Consider the following 17,416-nt stretch of genomic DNA (forward strand, 5'->3'; position numbering starts at 1 on the left):
GGGCAATAAAAACGGGGCAAAATGCCCCGTTGACCGCAGCGACCGAAAGCGGCCGAAAATTGCTTGCTTACTTGGCCGGACGCCCGGTCTTGATGCGCTCGACCCGCCCCATCACAGCCTTGAGTTCGGCATCATTCAGCGCCGCCAGCAGGGCGATACCGGCCCGCAGCAATTCGCTCTTCTTGGCCTCGCCCCCCAGCCCGGCCAGACGCTTCTTGAGCACGGCAATCTGGGCATACTCGGTTTCCGGCATGGCATAACTGTCGCGCACCAGACGCGTCTTTTTGACCTTGGCCGGCTTGCCGGCTTTCTGGACCTTGGCCACTTCCGGCTGACCAACGGTGATCGGCTGCTCGTAACTGATCGCCTGGGCCTTGACCAGCGCCTCGGCCAACACCTTCTGGTGCTTGGCTACCGTTTCATCAACGGCAGAAGGCTTGCGGACCGGCTTCGGACGCGCCTTGGCTGCTGCCGCCGTGGCGCTCGGCATGGCAACGTCTGCTTGCCCGACTGGCGCAGCGACCTCGGGTACCGCCGTCTGAGCCGGCTCAATCGGCTCAGCCTTGGGGGCCGGACGCGGGATCAGCTTTTTCGGCGGTTTTGCTGCGGCAACCGGCTTGGCGGCCGGGGTGGTTTTCTTTTGTGTCGTCATGCTGCTCTCCTAAAAAACGGTATAGACAGTTTATAGATTTCGCCGAGACGCAAAGTTAAACTTTTTTGACAGGTTAAAATGCCGGCAAAACTCATCAGGAGCAGCCGCATGACCCAGGACGAACTCAAACAGGCCGTCGCCCAGGCCGCCGCCGACTACGTTGCCGAACACGCGCCGGAAGGCAGCATCATCGGTGTCGGCACCGGCTCGACCGCCAACTTCTTCATCGACGCACTGGCACCGCTCAAAGCGCGCTACAAGGGCGCCGTCGCCAGTTCGGAAGCGACCCGCAAACGTCTTGAAGGCCATGGCATCACCGTGCTCGACCTGAACGACGTTGAGTTCATCCCGGTCTACGTCGATGGCGCCGACGAAATCGATGCCGGCCTGAACATGATCAAGGGCGGCGGCGGCGCCCTGACCCGTGAAAAGATCGTCGCCGCCGTGGCCGGCACCTTCGTCTGCATCTGCGATGGTTCCAAGCTGGTCGACACCATGGGCAAATTTCCGCTGCCGGTCGAGGTCATCCCGATGGCCAAGGCGCACGTTGCGCGGGAATTGGCCAAATTGGGCGGTCGACCGCAGGAACGCGCCGGTTTCGTCACCGATAACGGCAACATCATTCTTGATGTCCACGGCTTGTCGATCACCGACCCGAAAGGGCTGGAAGCGCAGATCAACCAGATCACCGGCGTGGTAACCAACGGCCTGTTTGCGATCCGGCCGGCCAATGTGCTGCTGCTCGGCACGGCCGAGGGTGTCAAGACACTGGCCTGATTCATCGTCCTGTCACATCGGGGCACTAATCTGAGGGTTCTCGACGCCCTTGGGAGTGCCCCATGTTTTTGACACAACAAGACATCAGCCAGACCCGGGAACACAGCCTGAACAACCTGCTCGGCCTGTCCTCCGCCTGCCTTGAGGCCAGCCAGCATTTCTCCGAACTTTTCGCCGCAGCAGGGCGCGATGCACTGTACGGCAGCAGCAAACACTGGGCCGGTTTCGGCCATGGACAACTGGAGTCGCTGATTCACTTTCCCGTTGCGCTGTGGCTTGAACAAAGCACGCGCAACAGCAAGCTGCTCAATGCCGCTTACGAGATACTCGGCGCCACCCATAAATCGCTGATCCAGACCGCCGAATCGCAGGTTCGAACCTTCGACCACCTGGTTTTTGCCAGCCTGAACCGGGCCAGCCGAAGCAGCCCGTGGGAATTCGAAATCGCGCTGCAAGCCATGAAAACAACGCTGAAAAGCGCTGAAACCACCCTCCACGAGATGAGTGCCGCCGCAATCGAAAGCGTCGAACTGGCCAGCCCGGAGGCACATCTGCCCAAGCAAGCCATCGCCAGCACCTTGCCGCCCCCGGAAAAACCGCTTGCCCGCACACGGAGCCGCACCCGCTGACTCTCCACTCGAATCATCCCGACTCTCTTTTGCCCGGCCCTGCCGGGCTTTTTTTATCGCGCTGGTGCGCAGCAAACTGATTTGACGCAGGCACGGCCTTATCCCAGACTGCCGACTCAACACCGCCCGAGCATCAGGAGGAAGAACCCATGAAATCCACCGCCCGGCCACGCCGGATCAACCTTGCCCTGCAAGGCGGTGGCGCCCATGGCGCCTTCACCTGGGGCGTACTCGACTACCTGCTTGAAACCGGCGAACTCGACTTCGAGGGCGTCAGCGGCACCAGCGCGGGCGCCATGAACGCGGCCTGCCTGGCGCAGGGCCTGATGAGCGGCGGTCATGATGGGGCACGCAGCGCCCTCGAAGGTTTCTGGACAGCCGTTGCCGCCAGCGCCCCCTTCCAGCAGCGCAGCAGCGGCGAAGCACCGGCCATCCCTGCCGCGATGAAAATGATGCTGCAATGGACCGAGCATTTTTCGCCGGAGCAATTGAATCCATTCGATTTGAATCCGCTGCGCGACATCCTCTCCGAACAGATCGACTTTGCCGGACTGCGACGCAGCAGTCCGATCAAGCTGTTCATTGCCGCCACACACGCCAATTCCGGCAAATTGCGTATTTTCGAGAACCACGAGCTATCGCTCGAAGCCTTGCTTGCCTCGGCCTGCCTGCCGACCATTCACCGAACCATCGTGATTGATGGCGAGCCTTACTGGGACGGCGGCTACAGCGCCAACCCGGCAATTTTCCCGCTCTATTACGATTGCACTGCGGCCGACATCCTGCTGGTTTTACTGACGCCGCTGCACTACACCGAGACGCCGGACTCAGCCCAGGAAATTCGGCAACGCCTGCGCGAGCTTGCCTTTGGCGCCACCTTCCTGCGCGAAATGCGCATGTTCGCCCACTTGCACGAACGCACCGGCCAATCCCGCCTGCCCGACTGGCTGACAAAATGGTTACCGGCCGGACAATTGGCCCAACGCATTCGCCAGGTGCGCTTCCATGCCATCCCGGCCGACGCCTTGATGAACGAGCTGCCAGCCGACAGCAAACTGGCGGTCAGCCTGCCGTTTTTCCTGCGCCTGCGCGACAACGGGCGGGAGCATGCCCGGCAATGGCTGAACGAGCATCGGGCCGCCTTGGGCAAACGCGCCACCCTGGATCTCGGACGGCTCTTTTACTGACGGCTGAAAACCGGTTTTAGTGATTTGCGGGCCGTCGACCGCAGCATCCTCAGTTCAACATCCGGCCCAGCGCCAAGGCCGGCTCGCCCTGACCGGCACGCCGTCGTTCGATGAAGACACTACCGCCGAACGGATCGTCTCCGGCCTTGCTTTTCTTTTTGGCCTGCTTCTTGGCCGCCGAAGCAGCGGCAGCCACCTCGCGGTGCGACTCGCACTCGCCGGCCCCGACACGAACAGCGCCGATCGACAAGGTTGGCAAAGGCTGGAAGCCGATTTCGCCCCGCCGGTTTTCGGCCATATAGCCACCATGCGCCCGTTCTTCGGTCCCCAGCATGGCATCGACGGCCTCGGCGAAGCTGCGGACCAGCGACCAGCAGCGCATTTCCCAGTCGCTGCTCTGGAAGATGACGAAGAAATCGTCGCCCCCGATATGGCCGACAAAATCCTGCGCTTCATCGGCCGTCTCGCAAACCAGCCGGCCCAGCGCTTGGATCACGTCATCGCCGCGGCGATAGCCGAAAGTATCGTTATAGGGTTTGAAATTATCGATATCGATATAGGCCGCGACAAAGCTGCTGCCGGCGGCCAACATGCGGTCGATGTGCTCATTGATCGGTACATTGCCCGGCAGCTGGGTCAGCGGATTGGCGTAGCGGGCAGCGCTGATCTGCATTTCGGTGATGGTCACCATCAAGTCGTGGCTGCTGCCGACCCCCAGGTAATTGCCTTCGCCGGTCACGATGAAACCATCGAACAGGTAATGCTTGGGCGCCAGGGCAATCATCAGGGCCAGTTCCTGGATGGTCGCATGCTGATCAACGACCAGTGGCGCATGATCCATGAACAGGTCGCAACTCTTGCGGCCAAAAAGCTCCTTGCGAAAAGGACGGGCAAAACGATCGATCATGCTGTGCCGATTGATCATGCCCACCGGGTTGGTGCCATGCACAACCGGCAGGACATCCAGATCAGGGTCGGCTTCGAAACGCTCGATCACGGTTGCGTTGCTGGCGTGCAGCAAGACCGGCTCAATCGGCTTGACCAAGGTTTTCGCCGTCGGCATTTTGCCGACGCCACCCGCCATCGGCGAAAGTGAGACACGCTGATGACCGATGGCGGCCAGCACCTTGCCCGGCATCTGACGCACCGGCGCGCAATCCGGACGCGCAATGAAAAAGCCCTGGCCGCAGGCAATCCCCATGTCGCGAATACAGGTGAAATCCTCCGGGCGCTCAATACCTTCGGCGATCAGCGAGGCATTGCAAATCTCAGCCAGATCCTGCATGGCCCGGACAAAATGGTATTTGATCCGGTCATCGGCAATGCCATGGACAAAATGCTTGTCGATCTTGACGTACTCCGGACGCAGCTCCGACCACATGCGCAAATTGGCAAAGCCTTCGCCAAGGTCGTCAATCGCAATCTGGAAGCCCCGCCCGCGATAATGCAGCAAGGCATCCTGGATGCCAGGCATGTCGGTGATTTGCTGATTTTCGGTCAGCTCGATGACGATGCGGTTGGGCGCAATGCCCAGTTCGCTCAACAACTCCCGCGTCTGGCCATTCATCATCTTGTGATCGAGCAGGCAACCCGGCGTGACATTGATGAACAATCGGCCGGCAAGATTGAGACCGGCAAAGGCGCGCAAACTGGCTTCGCGACAAGCATGCTCCAGCTCCAATGAACGACCGGCCCGACGCGCGGCGGCAAACAGCATGTCGGGACGATGCAGCTCGCTTCCTTCCGGGCCGCGGATCAGTGCTTCATAACCGAGAATGCTGCGCATGCGGAAATCGATGATCGGCTGGAATACGGGATAGAGCAGACCGCCAGCCATGACCCGTGCCAACTCGGCGGTATCGTCATCCATCAGAACAATCATCATGTTTCGCTTCAAAATCGATTACAGAATAGCCAGTTTAGGAATCGCCTGTTTCAGACAGATGACAGGCTTATTGCAACAAGCACTGCATTAAGCTGTCATCGCGCGGCAATATTGGCCTATCATGCTGTCAGCCACGACCCTTTTTGCGACGAGGTTGCCATGTCGGAAATGCTCTTTTGTTACTGCTGTCGGGTGCATCACCCTAAAGACCAGATGCGCCTCTTCCCCACCAAGCTCGGCAAGCGCTGGCGCTGCATCCGCAGCATCGAGGCTGCCGCTTGCGAACGCCTGGAACGCGATGCCTTCGGACGTCGCCAGACCGAAATCAACCGTGAAGAAGCTCGGCACATGGCGGAACGCCTGAGCCTGCTGCGGCACGAACAAGTCACCTGAACTGCTTGGCCCAACCATGGGCCATAACCATGGATTTTTGCCGGTTGACCGCAGCAGCCAGCCGGCAAGCTGCCTTTACCGCAGCGCCCAGCCCCAAGCTCTCCGAACTACGTCCGACACCGCCAGGATTCATTTTTCTGCAACATTGCCCGGCGATAGTGGTGTCCATTACGCCCCAGGACTTCGGAGATCAACATGGAAAGAAATACCCGTAGCGATATTGCCGCCTTTCCCGAACTGTTTGGCGACATGGACCAATTCATCGAGGAAGTCGGTCTGGGCATCCGCCGCACCGGCTTGAAACTGGCAATTGCCGCCATACCCGGCAGTGCGCTGCTCATCTTTGCGCTAGGCAAGGTTGCCTGAAAACAAAAAACCCGCCGAATGGCGGGTTTTTATTGGTCGGGCGTCTGGAATCAGGCGGCCGGCGGGACAAAGCCCTGGATCTGGTCGGCGCCTTCGCCGAAGAAATGCTTTTCGACCTGCTCGGCCAGGTATTTGCGATGACGGGCCTCAACCAGATTGAGACGGTTTTCGTTGATGATCATCGTCTGCAGCTTGATCCACTGTTGCCAGGCTTCCTTCGAAACATGCTCGAAAATGCGCTGACCCAGAGCGCCGGGATACGGCGGGAGATCGAGGCCTTCGGCTTCGCGGCCCAGCTTGATGCAATTGACGGTACGTGCCATTTAAACAAACTCCATGGGTGTTGATGGGGCGAATTATAAGGTCTTGAACAATAGCTTTGAAACGCTATCCAAGCCTTATAAATCGGCGATCTTGTGTTTTAGAATTCAGTCTAGCTACCCTCTGAGCTACCCGAAATCGTATCTCTGACACTCGATTCGGCTCGTATCTCGCAAGGTAGGGTTAAAAGTTGAAGTATAGCTTCACCTGCTCCGTTAAACATTACCTTGATTCTGCCCTGCCAGTCATCCGGGCCAAGATTTCCGGCAGATAGCAACCTTGGATATCGCCTTCATCAAGGTTGATTCAGCGTACAGGCTTATCCCATTACCGTTCGCTAATCTCCACCGCCCTCCCGAATCTTTTCCGGCTGGGCATATTTCTTCCAGTAGATCGTACTTCGTCCCCCTGTACCTTTTCTTCCCCGTCTTTTTGTCAGTACCACGGAGATATAGTGACTCCCCACGCTTTTTTCCGATGACCTCACTAACCGCATGTTTAACTGCCACGAGGATGTTCGCACCAACCTGATCTTCATCGGTGCGCACCTTCGAACGTTGGGACTCCACTTTATGCGGAGGGAGGGTGGCGGCCTTCTGCTTGTACTTCCATTCGGTTGCTTTCAAGTCGGGCAACTCATCACCACCGAACAGGAAAGCCTCCATCGGCATCCTCCCTTTTTTGCCAGTAGTGGCACAGCAATAAGCGACGAACGCTTTCCCTCCTTTATTCTTCGTTTTAATCCAATCAGTCATTGCCGACATGAAGGCCTCCTGACGGCCACCGAGCATTAGCCAAAACTGAATCGCAAGTCGGCACCAAACCAACGGGGAAAAGGCTGTGCAACGCCTCACCTCCCCATGTTCCCTGAAGTACTTCTGTAACCGCCGAGTGCACGTCTTTAGGTGTATGTTGTTTGACCGTTCGTCTGCTTCCCCAACAACAAACTGGACGTTGAACTCAGCCTGTTCTTTCCAGATGCCTTTGCCACTGTCATCTCCAAAGAACACCCACGGTAGCGCCTCCTCCACAGTCCATTCTTGCGCGTTGAAATCGAGAGGAAAAACTTTTGATATTTTCGCCATTGCCTTCGTTCTAAAAGTTGTAAGCGGCCTGTGCCCCCCCTACGTCAGTTAGGCAGAAAATGAACGCTGAATCATCGCCAGCCCTGCTCGCCCTCCCGTAGGACCCCACACGAATTAGCCTTTCCCGCGCATTTGTATAGCGATCAAACAAGTCCATCGCATCGCCAAAATCTTACACGAATTTCCTCCCATTTCCTCACGATTTTGAAAACGTTTGGCCTAAAGAAGCATTCCTTTGCTGGAGTAGATGCATCTCTCAGCCATCGCCAATCAGTCCATTTTTTTAGCTGTGAAAGACCAGCAGCTAGATCGACAGGCACATCGCTGGTCGCTGGCTAACTTCTTTTAGGAGTGGGCCATGACGGTCAAAAAGAAGAAATTCCTCACCGAGGAAGAAAAGCTGGTTGCTGCTCTTCAGCGTGAAGCTGCGCGGCGGGCAAACGTCAATCAACAACTGGAACGATTCCATTTGCTACCCGATGAGGCTCACGTCCGCCTTCCTGTGGTGATGGCGCTTTATGGGTGCTCACCGAAGAGCAGATGGATACGATTCCCTTTGATGTTGAACAATCGGTGAATCACCATGGGGAGATATCGAGTTCCACTCCCAAGTCCCAGTGGATTAAGTCAGCACTGACTGGTGCCACTTTCATGGTCACGCCAGTTTTTCGTAACAACAAGGCTGCTCGCAAGGGTGAGTTGCTGGGGTACTTAATCAGTATCCACATTCCTGCCTGCGTGGTCGGCAACAACGCCTTGCTGCAGATACTCGTGTACTGGTGCTGCGTGTTTGCACTCGAATTTTTAAAAATGCACCTGCTACAGCAAGGCTGCAGCCCTGTCATCGTCAACCAACTTGATCTCGAACATTCTTCAATCAAGGGAGTGGCATTGACGTATTTGCTGGACTGCAAGGATCAGGCAGAGGCGAACAGCTTCAACTCGAAGATTCAACAATACGGCGAAGCAACGCTGAATACTCACCATACCAACGCCAAGCAGAAGAAGCCGATCTCTGTCATCACTTCGGCGGGGCAGAGCACTGTCACCATCCTTAAGCCTCGCCACTTCGAGGACAAGTCGTATGTGAAAGTCGGGCCTACGCCAAATTCCTTTGAGACCTTCCACTCACCAGCGATACGCCAAGCTGTGTATGGCGAAAGCTGTCACAAGGTTCGCCTTGAACACAATGCGGAGCATAAGTGGTTGGAAGCAAATGGTGGTGACTCACCGCTGGCATGGAAGAACAAGGCAAAGGCGGCTGAGCTTATTGCCGGGGCTTTCCAGCAAATCAAGGATTACCTTCGCGTTAGCGAGGAACTTCGTAGTAAGCGCCCGAAGCCGGATCAGATCGCCAAGCTGCCCCCTGCTGAACAGACCATCCTGCTCGACTACTTTGCTGGTGTTGATCCCAAGCAGCACCCGTCAATGATTGGTAAAAGCAGCCAGTATTTTTCGAGCATCAAGCGCCACATCGAGACTGAGTTACGTATCGACATCACCATCCCCTGGGCTATCCACAGCACGAAGATTTCCCCGGATTTGCCCAACTGGATGAAGCTGCCCGATGAATATCAGGCTCCGAATCACTTGGCTGCGCACTGCTTTGTTCGGGAAACCGCCAAAGCCAAGTTGAAGCAGTTGCGTCAGATCAATGCCAGCCTCGCTGCGCCGAAAGCTTTGGTTGCATCCCCAATCCCGCTGCCATCCGCTGATGCGAAGAAGCAACTCGGTCAAGTAAAGGCGTTTGCTCATGGCACTGGTGATGACGTCAACGAAACCAGCGACATCTCTGATCTGTTTGCCTAACCCCTTGGCTGCCAATCACAACCACTAATAACCGTTGCCAGGTCTGACTAGTTGTTTCAGACCTGGCACTGAACAGGAGTTCAACCATGTTGATTATTTCTCTTACCAATCCCGAAATGAACATTGTCGCAATCTCGACTTCCACTACGGAGGGTTGCGTTCTTGTGCTACTGGCAATTCAGCAAATCGCGAAGAAATACTCGATCCCAGAGGCAGAGGTGAAGTATGAAATTGCTGGAGCCCTGTTGTCCGGGGACATCTTTGTCCGCAATACAGCGGGGTTCCCGTATCAACCGGATGCGTGCGTTCTGTCAGTCGAGAAAATTCGCCTGGAGGATCTCAATGGCTATTTTGCTTCGCGTGGTCATGCCTATCGTCTCCTGCCTGAAGACATCGTGCCGCAATGTAAACCATCTAGCGCCGGTCTCCCCCCCTTGAACAAGCCCCGCATTTCCGTGATCGAAATTCGCATTCAAGCAATCTTGTCTCACTTGGAAGAGATGCGAGTTGACCACATGAATATTCCCAAGGGTTGGTACAAGGTGCTGGAAAAGCATCTCACTGAAGAGCTGAAGCTGTGCACTAAATCGGGGTTTTACGATGCTTGGCGGGCCGGTCGAGGGAAGCGGTTTAAGACGGCCAATCATCACATCAATGGTCGCCGCCATCACTAGTAGGAGACGAATACGGGGGCCCAAACGCCCCCTAACCAAGCTCGGGCAACAATATGAAAAAAAACCCCAGTCCCCAGTATTGCCCCCTAGTGCCCCCCTCAGTCCAACATGAGACATCTTACAAAAACGGAGTAACACTATGAAAGCCAATTCATTCTCTCGCCCTCGTAGCATCACGATTGAACTTACCCGCGGAAGTCCATCGCAGGTGAAGAAGCTCGGGAAGCATAAATCGGATATTCAGCCGAGTAGCCTCCACACCGCTATCGACCTCACCCCGTCTCGCAACCTCAGTCTCTGCGGGAGGGAGGCCAGCCGCCATGACTAAGAGCATCCGCAAGGTTATCCGCGAAAATCGGGACAAGGTCACGCGCGAGCAACTGGTTGGCACTAAGCTGCTCCACCCGGATTATGGGAAGGGAAGGGTTATTGACTACTGCAACTGCTGCTATCTAGCCGAAGTCAAATTTGAGGGCCATGCGAAGCCTCTCACTAGGCATTTCGATTCAATTTTTGTCAAAGGCTCCGAGTTCAGGCTTTCAGATAAGCAGTTAGACCAGAAGTTTGGTCATTTACGGGCAGACGCCGTGCCTCAACCGCCCAAGTTTTTATGCTCTACCCCTCCTTTGGCGACACCCGGTCGCGCCAAGGCCGTGAAGGATCGCTTGATGAAACGTAATAGCCAGGACTTGATAGTGAAGTCGACGTCTTCCATCCGAATTAGGGGTGGGAGCAAGCCCCCATCGGGTGCCAAAACCCTGTTTTAGATACCTGGTGAAGTCGCTGGCTGACTAGAGACTTGGAAGATGAATACCATGTGCTGCAAGCGTGTCTAGGAGGCCTCGAACGACGTCACCTTTGCATTATCGGCTTAATTCCTTCTCCAACTCATCAGCGTTGTTCATATAAATAAATGCATCGTCTATCGACATTGATTTGCTGTCAGGGGAGACACACAAAGCTTCAAATACAGAAGCTTTTTTAACTGATCCATTGGTTAATTTTACCTGCTCATTTGCCACATAACGACCAACAACAAAAACCTTGGAATTCCCTGGTGATATCTCATCCTTTCCAAACCACTGGGTTTTTGCACCTGTTTTGAACATTCCAAAATTATTATTAACAGATAACTTGCCTTGCCCAGACTTAATCAATTCATTCTCATCGTAGTCCAGTAACATAGCAGTAATAGCCCGAACTTCTTTACTTGGCGATATCGCTGGCAAAAGCTGGTCGCTCATATTGGCCTCTAACCCAACGGCAATATCGAAACAGCTTTTTGCCACCCTAAGATCCCCACTGCTTATTTTTTTTAGTCGCGCAGCTAGATTTACCACCGATTTCTTACGCTCCGCCTCCCGTTTCTGGATTCCATCTTGATTTGCCTTGAGGCTAGCGAGCTTTTTATTCAGATCATCAAAGACCTCCTTTTCAATTGATTTAACTTCGTCCTTACCATCTTGAAACATTAGCGCGGAAAGAAGCGGAGTGTCACCATTACTGAGAACAACTTTCCTTGAGCGGGAATTAAGAAATGGATTCGAAGAAACACCAATCTTGGCATCAATTTGTTTTATATTTCCCGGCACATTTTGTTTCTGACGCGCGCCATCTCTATCCGCCTTATCCTTTGAATATCTTTTTAAGTCACTAAGATTAACGCCAAAAAGTGGAAACAACTTCGAATCTTTAATTTGCAAGGCGCAATCTGCGAGCACATCAGAAACAGTTCCTGGATTATCAACCGACTTTGAGTCAACATACCGCTCAAGCCGTCGATCTGCGCTATCGAAATGAGGTCGATTTTCGTTGTAGTTTTCAACCTTTCCACTAAAGGCGGAGAATTTCTGAAGAATTTCAACATACTTTTTAACAACAGGATCTTTTGCCAAAGTTTCGCAAAACGACTCTGAATTAATCAAAGCCCCCTCTTTTTTTGACAATTCAGATTCCGGCCGTATGACCTCTTGTTTTTTTACCTTGTTCGGCTGTGCGGCATCTTCTTTTAACTCAGATTTCTCTTTAGCGGGGGTAGTAGAAGAGGTTTTATTAATAGGCACGGCAGGGGGAGCCAAAGGAACAGGCGCAATTTTTTCTTCAGGAAATAATGCATTAATAACATACAACTCACCATCCGATGAAACGATTCGCAACTCAATTTGCCGATCCTGAGGGTTCTTTCGCTTTCTGAAATCAATCACCCAAGAATCTTCATATATTTCAACATCAATTTTTTCGCTCAAAACTGTATAGCCAGATGGGATCAATCGAGTAGATATGCACTTTGCTGTCGAGGGCAAAGGACAGTTAAGACGAAATCGTTTTATTTTCGGTGTAATATCGTTATTTCCGGTTGCTGCACACAGGAAATTAGGCATCATTAGTAAAACCACAATGAAAGGAAAAATGCGCCTTGATGTATTTTTCGCGGAGTGGATAAACATTTATCACCATTTCCAAGGTTGTATTTGTATATTACCGATAGGCATTCAGCACCTGCAACCAAATGTGCCACAATTGACATATTTTACACTAATAGCACTTGAGCAATTCACTCGACATAGGCACTTCAATTGTTTGCGAGCAACTTGCGTCGAGCCAGACTGCCCAACGACTTCCTCCAACTTTGCGCTTCCATGCGAGTGGCAATCGGTAAGCCCGCAGCATCATCCTTGTCACAATTGACACGCAGCCCTGATGAATGTCGTTGCAGAACACTCCCTCTGCTCAAGTTGGGATTTAGAAAGATTGCGTTGAGCACTCAGCGACGCAATATTTGTATTGATTACTTTGAGGCATTACCAGGAAAGTTCCTCGATAGGCAGAGCTAATATATCGGCCAATTTTGCCCAAAATGAACACTATTGATTGTAGTTCTATAGTGTTCAAAATGGGTTCATGGCGCAATGAAAAACACATCGCGCCCATGCCTGAAAACGGCACTTGCTCATGTCCTTCGATCAGCCAGGAAGCTGCAGCGTCTTACTCAAGAAGACTTCACTTTGGTTTCAAGTCGCACATACCTAAGCAGCTTGGAGAGAGGTCTTAAAAGCCCAACAATCGACAAGCTGGAGGAAATTTCAAGCGTTCTTGGCACCACTCCGGCTGCTTTACTTCTCGCCGCTGAAATCATGTGCAGCGATTCCCATCCTGATGACGTCAAGAAGTCGGTTCTAGACCAGGCACTTCGTCTGTCTAGCAGACAGTAGTGGATTCACAACCCCTATAGGCACTCATCAAAAAACGATGATCTCGTATCGACTCATTTCCTAGCGCACCAAAAGTAAACGTATTCCTAAAGTCTGGCTGCCTTTTGCATCAGCAAGCGACCACCATCGGCAGCCCTTCCCTGTCTGAGGTGTAGCTTGGTGACAGCCGCTGTCGCTTCATCTGCCACGGCTTTTCCATACCCTCAGCCGCTGACCGCAACGTGCCTCGGCCCCACCGCTGGTTAATAACATCAAGCGTCGCCATCAACCGCTGAACGACCATTGGGTACGAGCTTGCCCCAGGCTCGTATCCTGATTGCCGCTTGGCGCCGAGACTACAACCAGCATCGGCCGCATAGCTCACTGGATTACCTGACGCCGGCAGAGTTTGCAGCCAAGCATCGAGCCAGTGATCCCGATGACCCAGTCGGGGAAGAACGTCTTTAGCAGTGCAAACCAGTGATTAATGCAATATGAGTGAGACAGACTTAGGTTGCCAAGAACGAAGGCAGCTTAACGATTTCATCCTTCCACTTGAAAAACACTTCAGAAAGCTCATTGGCTATCGCCTTTGCCAATGGATGATCTTCTTTGCGATTGTCTTCAATGACTTTCACCATGTCATCGCTGCTGGTCGAATCGTAGGCACCAACACCACCTCGCAATCCCTTAAACCAAATCGCCTCACCATCGGTTTTTCCTCCATCAGCATCAGTCATGCGCTTTGCCAGCTCTGCTTCCGCTACCGAGCTAGGCTGCCGATAGTCGAATAGCTTTTGCGGCCAGCGCCATCCGAACCAACCTTTCCCATTCGCCATTACGATGCCCGAAGCGACCAAAAAGTAACTTCGCCGCCCCTCTGTTAGCCTTGCTGGTCGAATCTGAACCGCGGTATCCCAATTGTTTTGCCTTTCCGCTATCCAATCTTGATTAACTTCTGCTGCAATCAATTGCTGGTTCAGAAAAGTGACGACTTGATCTGCAAACTTTTGCGCTGCGTCATCACGAATTACAGCCATCTGATTTTGTAGTTCAAGTGCAGTCGCCAAATGCTCAGGGCTGGTCAGCAAAGCAAGAAGCTCCGGATCAATTTTTGTCATTGCGCTCATTCCTAATGAAACCATTCGACATGCAGTGATGTACTGCTCGACAGAAAATCTGACAGCAGCCGCATCAGTGCCAACATCCTCAACTACAGATTCAAAAATCGAACCCAGTTCAAGATAGGACATTCTTCGATATTCAAGGCCATTTCCAGTCTCTGCGTCATAGCCGCTCGGTGTCAGAAATACCAATTCCCGATGCTTACATTCGCTCCCATGACAATCAGAGTCCAGCCATGTGCGATACCGAGGCAACTGTTCCTCCTGCTCACCAGCATCGACCTTGTTCTCGATAGCAACTAGAAAACTCGGCCCTTTCAAGACAATGTCGAGGCGACCACCGGCGCCAATGGATAGCTCCGTTTGTACCTGAACGTCCTTCGAGAATGCGGCATCCACATGGGGAAGACCAATTGCTGCCAGAAAAGAATTCAAAAATAGAGTGTTTTGTCCATGCTCAGCCATCGGCAAAAGCAGGAAGGCTAAAAATCTGGACTGCACTAGCTCCTTCCTTACGATCCCCAGAGCGTGAAACACATTGAAATGTGGTGCGCCTCTTTCAATACGTTCGATATGCAAAACTGCCTCAGTCAGCAACTTTTTAGTTGCCTGCATCGCCGCTTGATGAACTTCACGCTGATGCAGTATTGACGCTTTTTTGATGCCTGCAATACGAGTGAGAAGCTCGTTGGTTCGCTCAACAAAAAGGGGAGCTAAGTTACTGGTTTCCATGGCTATCAATCTGGTACGCCAAGCACATTTCATTAATCCGAAGCATAAGTCGATGACGAAGATGAGCAGGTTCAATGACTTCTACTGCACCTCCTTGGCTAAGTAGCCACCATTCTAGCTGCCAACTGTCATGCACTTCAGCAATGGCAAGAAAGCCATCGCCGTAGGAAACAAGTCGCTGATTCATGCTCAGAGGGGTTTCAGCAAGAATGTCGGCAAGCGTATTTGTAACTCGCAACTGAACATTGATTTTGTCGCTGCCCCCAAACTCAAGTGCCCCTGACCGCACATAGTCTCCAACAGCGAATTTTTCAGGCACCTTAGCTAAGTCGGTCAGCATGTGAGCACTGAGAACACGATGTAACGCATAAAGTCGCTCATCCTCGTAATCGAATGCAGTGGCAACCAAGTAGGTGATTTGTCCTCGCTGGATAAGGGCAAGCGGATGCAGCCGATAGGTTTGTTGCTCCCCTGAAGCTTTCTTGTACTCCACCTCAACCTGATGCTCGCTCAGTAGCGCCTCATGAACTGCGTCTAGCACCGCCGAATCAATTCTGGGAGGCAAAAACGGCATCGACGGCGACACATATCGCACTTTGTCGGCCCATTTGGCGTTGGGATTGTCTGCCGACAATTCAGCAAGTTTTGCTTTGGCTTGCCCGAATCGAGTTTCAAGCGACTCAAGAATGGCTGATGGCAGTAAAGGCCTGAGTAAATCTTCCACGAGCCGGAGCGAAACCGCATCCGAAACGCTCATCCCAGGCAAATCAGCGTACTCCCCTTTCATCCAGTACCAGCCATAGGGCATCCCCTTATCGTTACAGGCAATGCCGAAAATGGTTGAAAGCTCAGCCAAGTCACGTTCGACCGTTCGCTTGGTGACGACAAAGCCCTCCCGTTCGAGCTTGTCGACTAACTCTCTGCTAGTCATGCCTGGCAGCTTATTTGGCAACAAGCGGAGCAATTGCCATTGCCTGGCTAATGCGTGATGTTGTGCCACCTTTGGCATCAGCTTTCCTTCGAGAAAAATTCGACCAACTGCACCAGGGCGTAGGTGTCCAGGGCACAGTAATCGAGCAATCCTTGCCGAAGCTCTTCCTTTCGCCCCTCATCAGTTCCAACGTCGATCATTTCGAGGAATGCATCCTGAGCCATACCGCCATTGGCAACAGCCATTCCATCGTAGCCCAGGCCAGCATCAATCGTCGGCAATACTGCTTTGAGCGACCAAGAGCCACGCATTTCAGGGTGGTAGTAATGCTCACGGGTAATCGGCAAAAAATCGACCATCCGCTCGTTGATTTCCAAGAGTTGCTCAGCCAAATCAGGAAGATGCTCCGCCAGTTCCTTGATCCGACTCCGCTCAAAAGGTGCGTTGTAAACAAGCACCGGCCCCATCGGGTTGAACTCCATGCCGCGGTCTGCGAAAAGTTTGGCATTCACCGCATTGATAAGCGCCTCTGCAAATGCACGACGAGGATCTAGCCCATCGGTGCTCAAGAACCCGGTCGGCGCAACAACACCGGGAGCCAACTCTACGTGACAGGAAAACTGAAACGGTACTTGCTGATAAGGCCATGTTCCGGCCCAGCGCGGAACAGCAAAGCCAATCGTCTCGAAATCGAGGTAATACCTTGGGTATGGCAGGGACCGAGCAATTTCCCGCCCCTCGTCGCTCAACTCCGCTTGCCCTGACTTGGTGACACGGTGAACTTTTTGGTGAATCGCCCGCTCCAGCCGATCACCTGGCACGGCACAAAGATCGTCATAGCCCTCCGCCTTCAACGTTGCGACAAGCCGATTGCTCCTTGGCAGGATTTCTACCGGGTATTCGGGGCCCTCAACGTCAGGAACGCAGTAGGCAACGAAGGGGCAAGCAAATGGATCGTGGCATTGGTTACCGGCTTCGATGCACGGCTCGTCATCCGCCAACATACTTTGCGCGTCACGAACCCAGTGAATGATATGTGGCAGCCGCTCAGCGACCTGCTCATTGATGGTTTCCTCGGCAAACAAGCCTCGGTACTCCTGCTCACCGGGGTAGATGAAGCTGTTATCAATATGGGCAATCGCGGTTCGCGTTACTGGAATACCGGCGTTTTGCGTGACCCAGGTTTGGATTGCCGCATCGTCCAGATGGTAGCTTTTCACCCTGGTTGATGATTTGACCTCGACCAATTCGTAACCATGCTGGTTCGGAGCCAGCATATCGACGCGAACCAGCACATCGTTTGCCTCAAAGGTGGCCTCGAAGATCGGAACGTTGGGAGCGTTTATAAGTGCTTCTCGAGTCGATGCCAAAGCATCCCCAAGGCTTTCATCGTCGATCAGCACCCCATTCGGAAACAGCGAGCGAAACACTTCGCCGACCTCCGTACCGCTTGCCATGATGACTGTGGTGGCGTCATCAACCTTCGCTAATTCAGGCCGGTGCGTTTGCAGCCAAAGCCGCTTGGGGCATTGCCGGTAGGCGAGCAATTTCGATTTCGAGAGTTTGAATTGGCGCGGCATGGGAACCTCGTTGCTGACTTGATGTTATCAGCTTACGGATGCGTGAGTCAGAATACGTCGCACCCGACTGTACGGGACAT

The 17,416-nt window shown here is 53.3% G+C and carries 20 protein-coding genes and 1 pseudogene; 11 read left to right on the plus strand and 10 right to left on the minus strand.

Annotated elements, in window-relative coordinates:
- Positions 1 to 67 precede the first annotated feature (67 nt).
- Positions 68 to 652 carry a hypothetical protein gene (locus GBK02_RS15875; RefSeq protein WP_203467566.1) on the minus strand — a complete coding sequence of 195 codons (585 nt, stop codon included), beginning with the start codon at positions 650 to 652 and terminating at the stop codon, positions 68 to 70.
- A 108-nt stretch (positions 653 to 760) separates the two neighbouring features.
- Between GBK02_RS15875 and rpiA the strand changes: the two genes are divergently transcribed.
- From rpiA to GBK02_RS15890, 3 genes are all read left to right on the plus strand, one after another.
- Positions 761 to 1,429, plus strand: a complete 669-nt coding sequence (gene rpiA / locus GBK02_RS15880; RefSeq protein WP_203467567.1) for a ribose-5-phosphate isomerase RpiA — start codon at positions 761 to 763, stop codon at positions 1,427 to 1,429.
- Between the two features lie 62 nt (positions 1,430 to 1,491).
- Positions 1,492 to 2,058, plus strand: a complete 567-nt coding sequence (locus tag GBK02_RS15885) for a hypothetical protein (protein ID WP_203467568.1) — start codon at positions 1,492 to 1,494, stop codon at positions 2,056 to 2,058.
- A 149-nt stretch (positions 2,059 to 2,207) separates the two neighbouring features.
- Positions 2,208 to 3,245, plus strand: coding sequence for a patatin-like phospholipase family protein (locus GBK02_RS15890; RefSeq protein WP_203467569.1), 1,038 nt, complete (start codon positions 2,208 to 2,210; stop codon positions 3,243 to 3,245).
- A gap of 49 nt (positions 3,246 to 3,294) precedes the next feature.
- Here the strand turns inward: GBK02_RS15890 and GBK02_RS15895 are convergent, their stop codons facing one another.
- A complete protein-coding gene (locus tag GBK02_RS15895) occupies positions 3,295 to 5,130 on the minus strand; it encodes a GGDEF domain-containing protein (RefSeq protein ID WP_239003077.1) in 1,836 nt (611 codons plus the stop codon).
- Between the two features lie 213 nt (positions 5,131 to 5,343).
- Between GBK02_RS15895 and GBK02_RS15900 the strand changes: the two genes are divergently transcribed.
- Positions 5,344 to 5,523, plus strand: a complete 180-nt coding sequence (locus GBK02_RS15900; RefSeq protein ID WP_239003079.1) for a hypothetical protein — start codon at positions 5,344 to 5,346, stop codon at positions 5,521 to 5,523.
- Between the two features lie 195 nt (positions 5,524 to 5,718).
- Positions 5,719 to 5,889 carry a hypothetical protein gene (locus GBK02_RS15905; RefSeq protein ID WP_203467571.1) on the plus strand — a complete coding sequence of 57 codons (171 nt, stop codon included), beginning with the start codon at positions 5,719 to 5,721 and terminating at the stop codon, positions 5,887 to 5,889.
- Positions 5,890 to 5,939: 50 nt separating this feature from the next.
- On the opposite strand, the gene GBK02_RS15910 is transcribed toward GBK02_RS15905, so the two are convergent.
- Both GBK02_RS15910 and GBK02_RS15915 read right to left on the minus strand, forming a co-directional pair.
- Positions 5,940 to 6,212, minus strand: a complete 273-nt coding sequence (locus GBK02_RS15910; RefSeq protein WP_203467572.1) for an oxidative damage protection protein — start codon at positions 6,210 to 6,212, stop codon at positions 5,940 to 5,942.
- 243 nt (positions 6,213 to 6,455) lie between these two features.
- Entirely contained in the window at positions 6,456 to 7,295 is an 840-nt protein-coding gene (locus GBK02_RS15915; protein ID WP_203467573.1) for a hypothetical protein, read from the minus strand.
- Positions 7,296 to 7,653: 358 nt separating this feature from the next.
- On the opposite strand from GBK02_RS15915, the gene GBK02_RS15920 reads away from it, so the two are divergent.
- The 4 genes from GBK02_RS15920 to GBK02_RS15935 all read left to right on the plus strand — a co-directional run bounded on the left by GBK02_RS15920 (position 7,654) and on the right by GBK02_RS15935 (position 10,545).
- Positions 7,654 to 7,872 carry a hypothetical protein gene (locus GBK02_RS15920; protein WP_203467574.1) on the plus strand — a complete coding sequence of 73 codons (219 nt, stop codon included), beginning with the start codon at positions 7,654 to 7,656 and terminating at the stop codon, positions 7,870 to 7,872.
- Complete coding sequence (locus tag GBK02_RS15925) at positions 7,836 to 9,104, plus strand: hypothetical protein (RefSeq protein ID WP_203467575.1); 1,269 nt, start codon at positions 7,836 to 7,838, stop codon at positions 9,102 to 9,104. The genes GBK02_RS15920 and GBK02_RS15925 overlap by 37 nt, the downstream gene beginning before the upstream one ends.
- Before the next feature lie 86 nt (positions 9,105 to 9,190).
- Positions 9,191 to 9,778 carry a hypothetical protein gene (locus tag GBK02_RS15930; protein ID WP_203467576.1) on the plus strand — a complete coding sequence of 196 codons (588 nt, stop codon included), beginning with the start codon at positions 9,191 to 9,193 and terminating at the stop codon, positions 9,776 to 9,778.
- 320 nt (positions 9,779 to 10,098) lie between these two features.
- Positions 10,099 to 10,545 (plus strand): hypothetical protein, encoded by a 447-nt coding sequence (locus GBK02_RS15935; protein WP_203467577.1) that lies wholly within the window; start codon positions 10,099 to 10,101, stop codon positions 10,543 to 10,545.
- Positions 10,546 to 10,641: 96 nt separating this feature from the next.
- On the opposite strand, the gene GBK02_RS15940 is transcribed toward GBK02_RS15935, so the two are convergent.
- Positions 10,642 to 12,225 (minus strand): hypothetical protein, encoded by a 1,584-nt coding sequence (locus GBK02_RS15940; RefSeq protein WP_203467578.1) that lies wholly within the window; start codon positions 12,223 to 12,225, stop codon positions 10,642 to 10,644.
- Between the two features lie 125 nt (positions 12,226 to 12,350).
- Positions 12,351 to 12,542 carry a hypothetical protein gene (locus GBK02_RS17085; RefSeq protein WP_371810497.1) on the minus strand — a complete coding sequence of 64 codons (192 nt, stop codon included), beginning with the start codon at positions 12,540 to 12,542 and terminating at the stop codon, positions 12,351 to 12,353.
- Between the two features lie 145 nt (positions 12,543 to 12,687).
- Here GBK02_RS17085 and GBK02_RS15945 point away from each other — a divergent pair, with 145 nt between their 5' ends.
- Positions 12,688 to 12,990 carry a helix-turn-helix domain-containing protein gene (locus GBK02_RS15945; protein ID WP_203467579.1) on the plus strand — a complete coding sequence of 101 codons (303 nt, stop codon included), beginning with the start codon at positions 12,688 to 12,690 and terminating at the stop codon, positions 12,988 to 12,990.
- 109 nt (positions 12,991 to 13,099) lie between these two features.
- Here GBK02_RS15945 and GBK02_RS17090 read toward each other — a convergent pair whose 3' ends face one another.
- The gene (locus GBK02_RS17090) at positions 13,100 to 13,273 is read right to left on the minus strand and encodes a DUF4113 domain-containing protein (protein ID WP_203469446.1); all 174 of its coding nucleotides are present in this window, start codon (positions 13,271 to 13,273) and stop codon (positions 13,100 to 13,102) included.
- Here GBK02_RS17090 and GBK02_RS15955 point away from each other — a divergent pair.
- Positions 13,256 to 13,437, plus strand: a pseudogene (locus tag GBK02_RS15955) (integrase core domain-containing protein); the annotation flags it as partial. The gene GBK02_RS17090 and the pseudogene GBK02_RS15955 sit on opposite strands and share 18 nt — an antisense overlap.
- 41 nt (positions 13,438 to 13,478) lie before the next feature.
- On the opposite strand, the gene GBK02_RS15960 reads toward GBK02_RS15955, so the two are convergent.
- Genes GBK02_RS15960 through GBK02_RS15970 form a run of 3 tightly spaced genes read right to left on the minus strand, consistent with a single transcriptional unit; the run spans position 13,479 to position 17,336 of the window.
- Positions 13,479 to 14,825 carry a PD-(D/E)XK nuclease family protein gene (locus GBK02_RS15960; RefSeq protein ID WP_203467580.1) on the minus strand — a complete coding sequence of 449 codons (1,347 nt, stop codon included), beginning with the start codon at positions 14,823 to 14,825 and terminating at the stop codon, positions 13,479 to 13,481.
- Positions 14,812 to 15,834: a YafY family protein gene (locus GBK02_RS15965; RefSeq protein WP_203467581.1), complete on the minus strand. Its 1,023-nt coding sequence runs from the start codon at positions 15,832 to 15,834 to the stop codon at positions 14,812 to 14,814. Before GBK02_RS15965 ends, GBK02_RS15960 begins: the two co-directional genes overlap by 14 nt.
- Positions 15,834 to 17,336, minus strand: coding sequence for a DUF2779 domain-containing protein (locus tag GBK02_RS15970; RefSeq protein WP_203467582.1), 1,503 nt, complete (start codon positions 17,334 to 17,336; stop codon positions 15,834 to 15,836). The genes GBK02_RS15965 and GBK02_RS15970 overlap by 1 nt, the downstream gene beginning before the upstream one ends.
- Between the last annotated feature and the right edge of the window lie 80 nt (positions 17,337 to 17,416).

This window comes from Dechloromonas sp. TW-R-39-2, assembly GCF_016864195.1.
Taxonomy (GTDB): domain Bacteria; phylum Pseudomonadota; class Gammaproteobacteria; order Burkholderiales; family Rhodocyclaceae; genus Azonexus.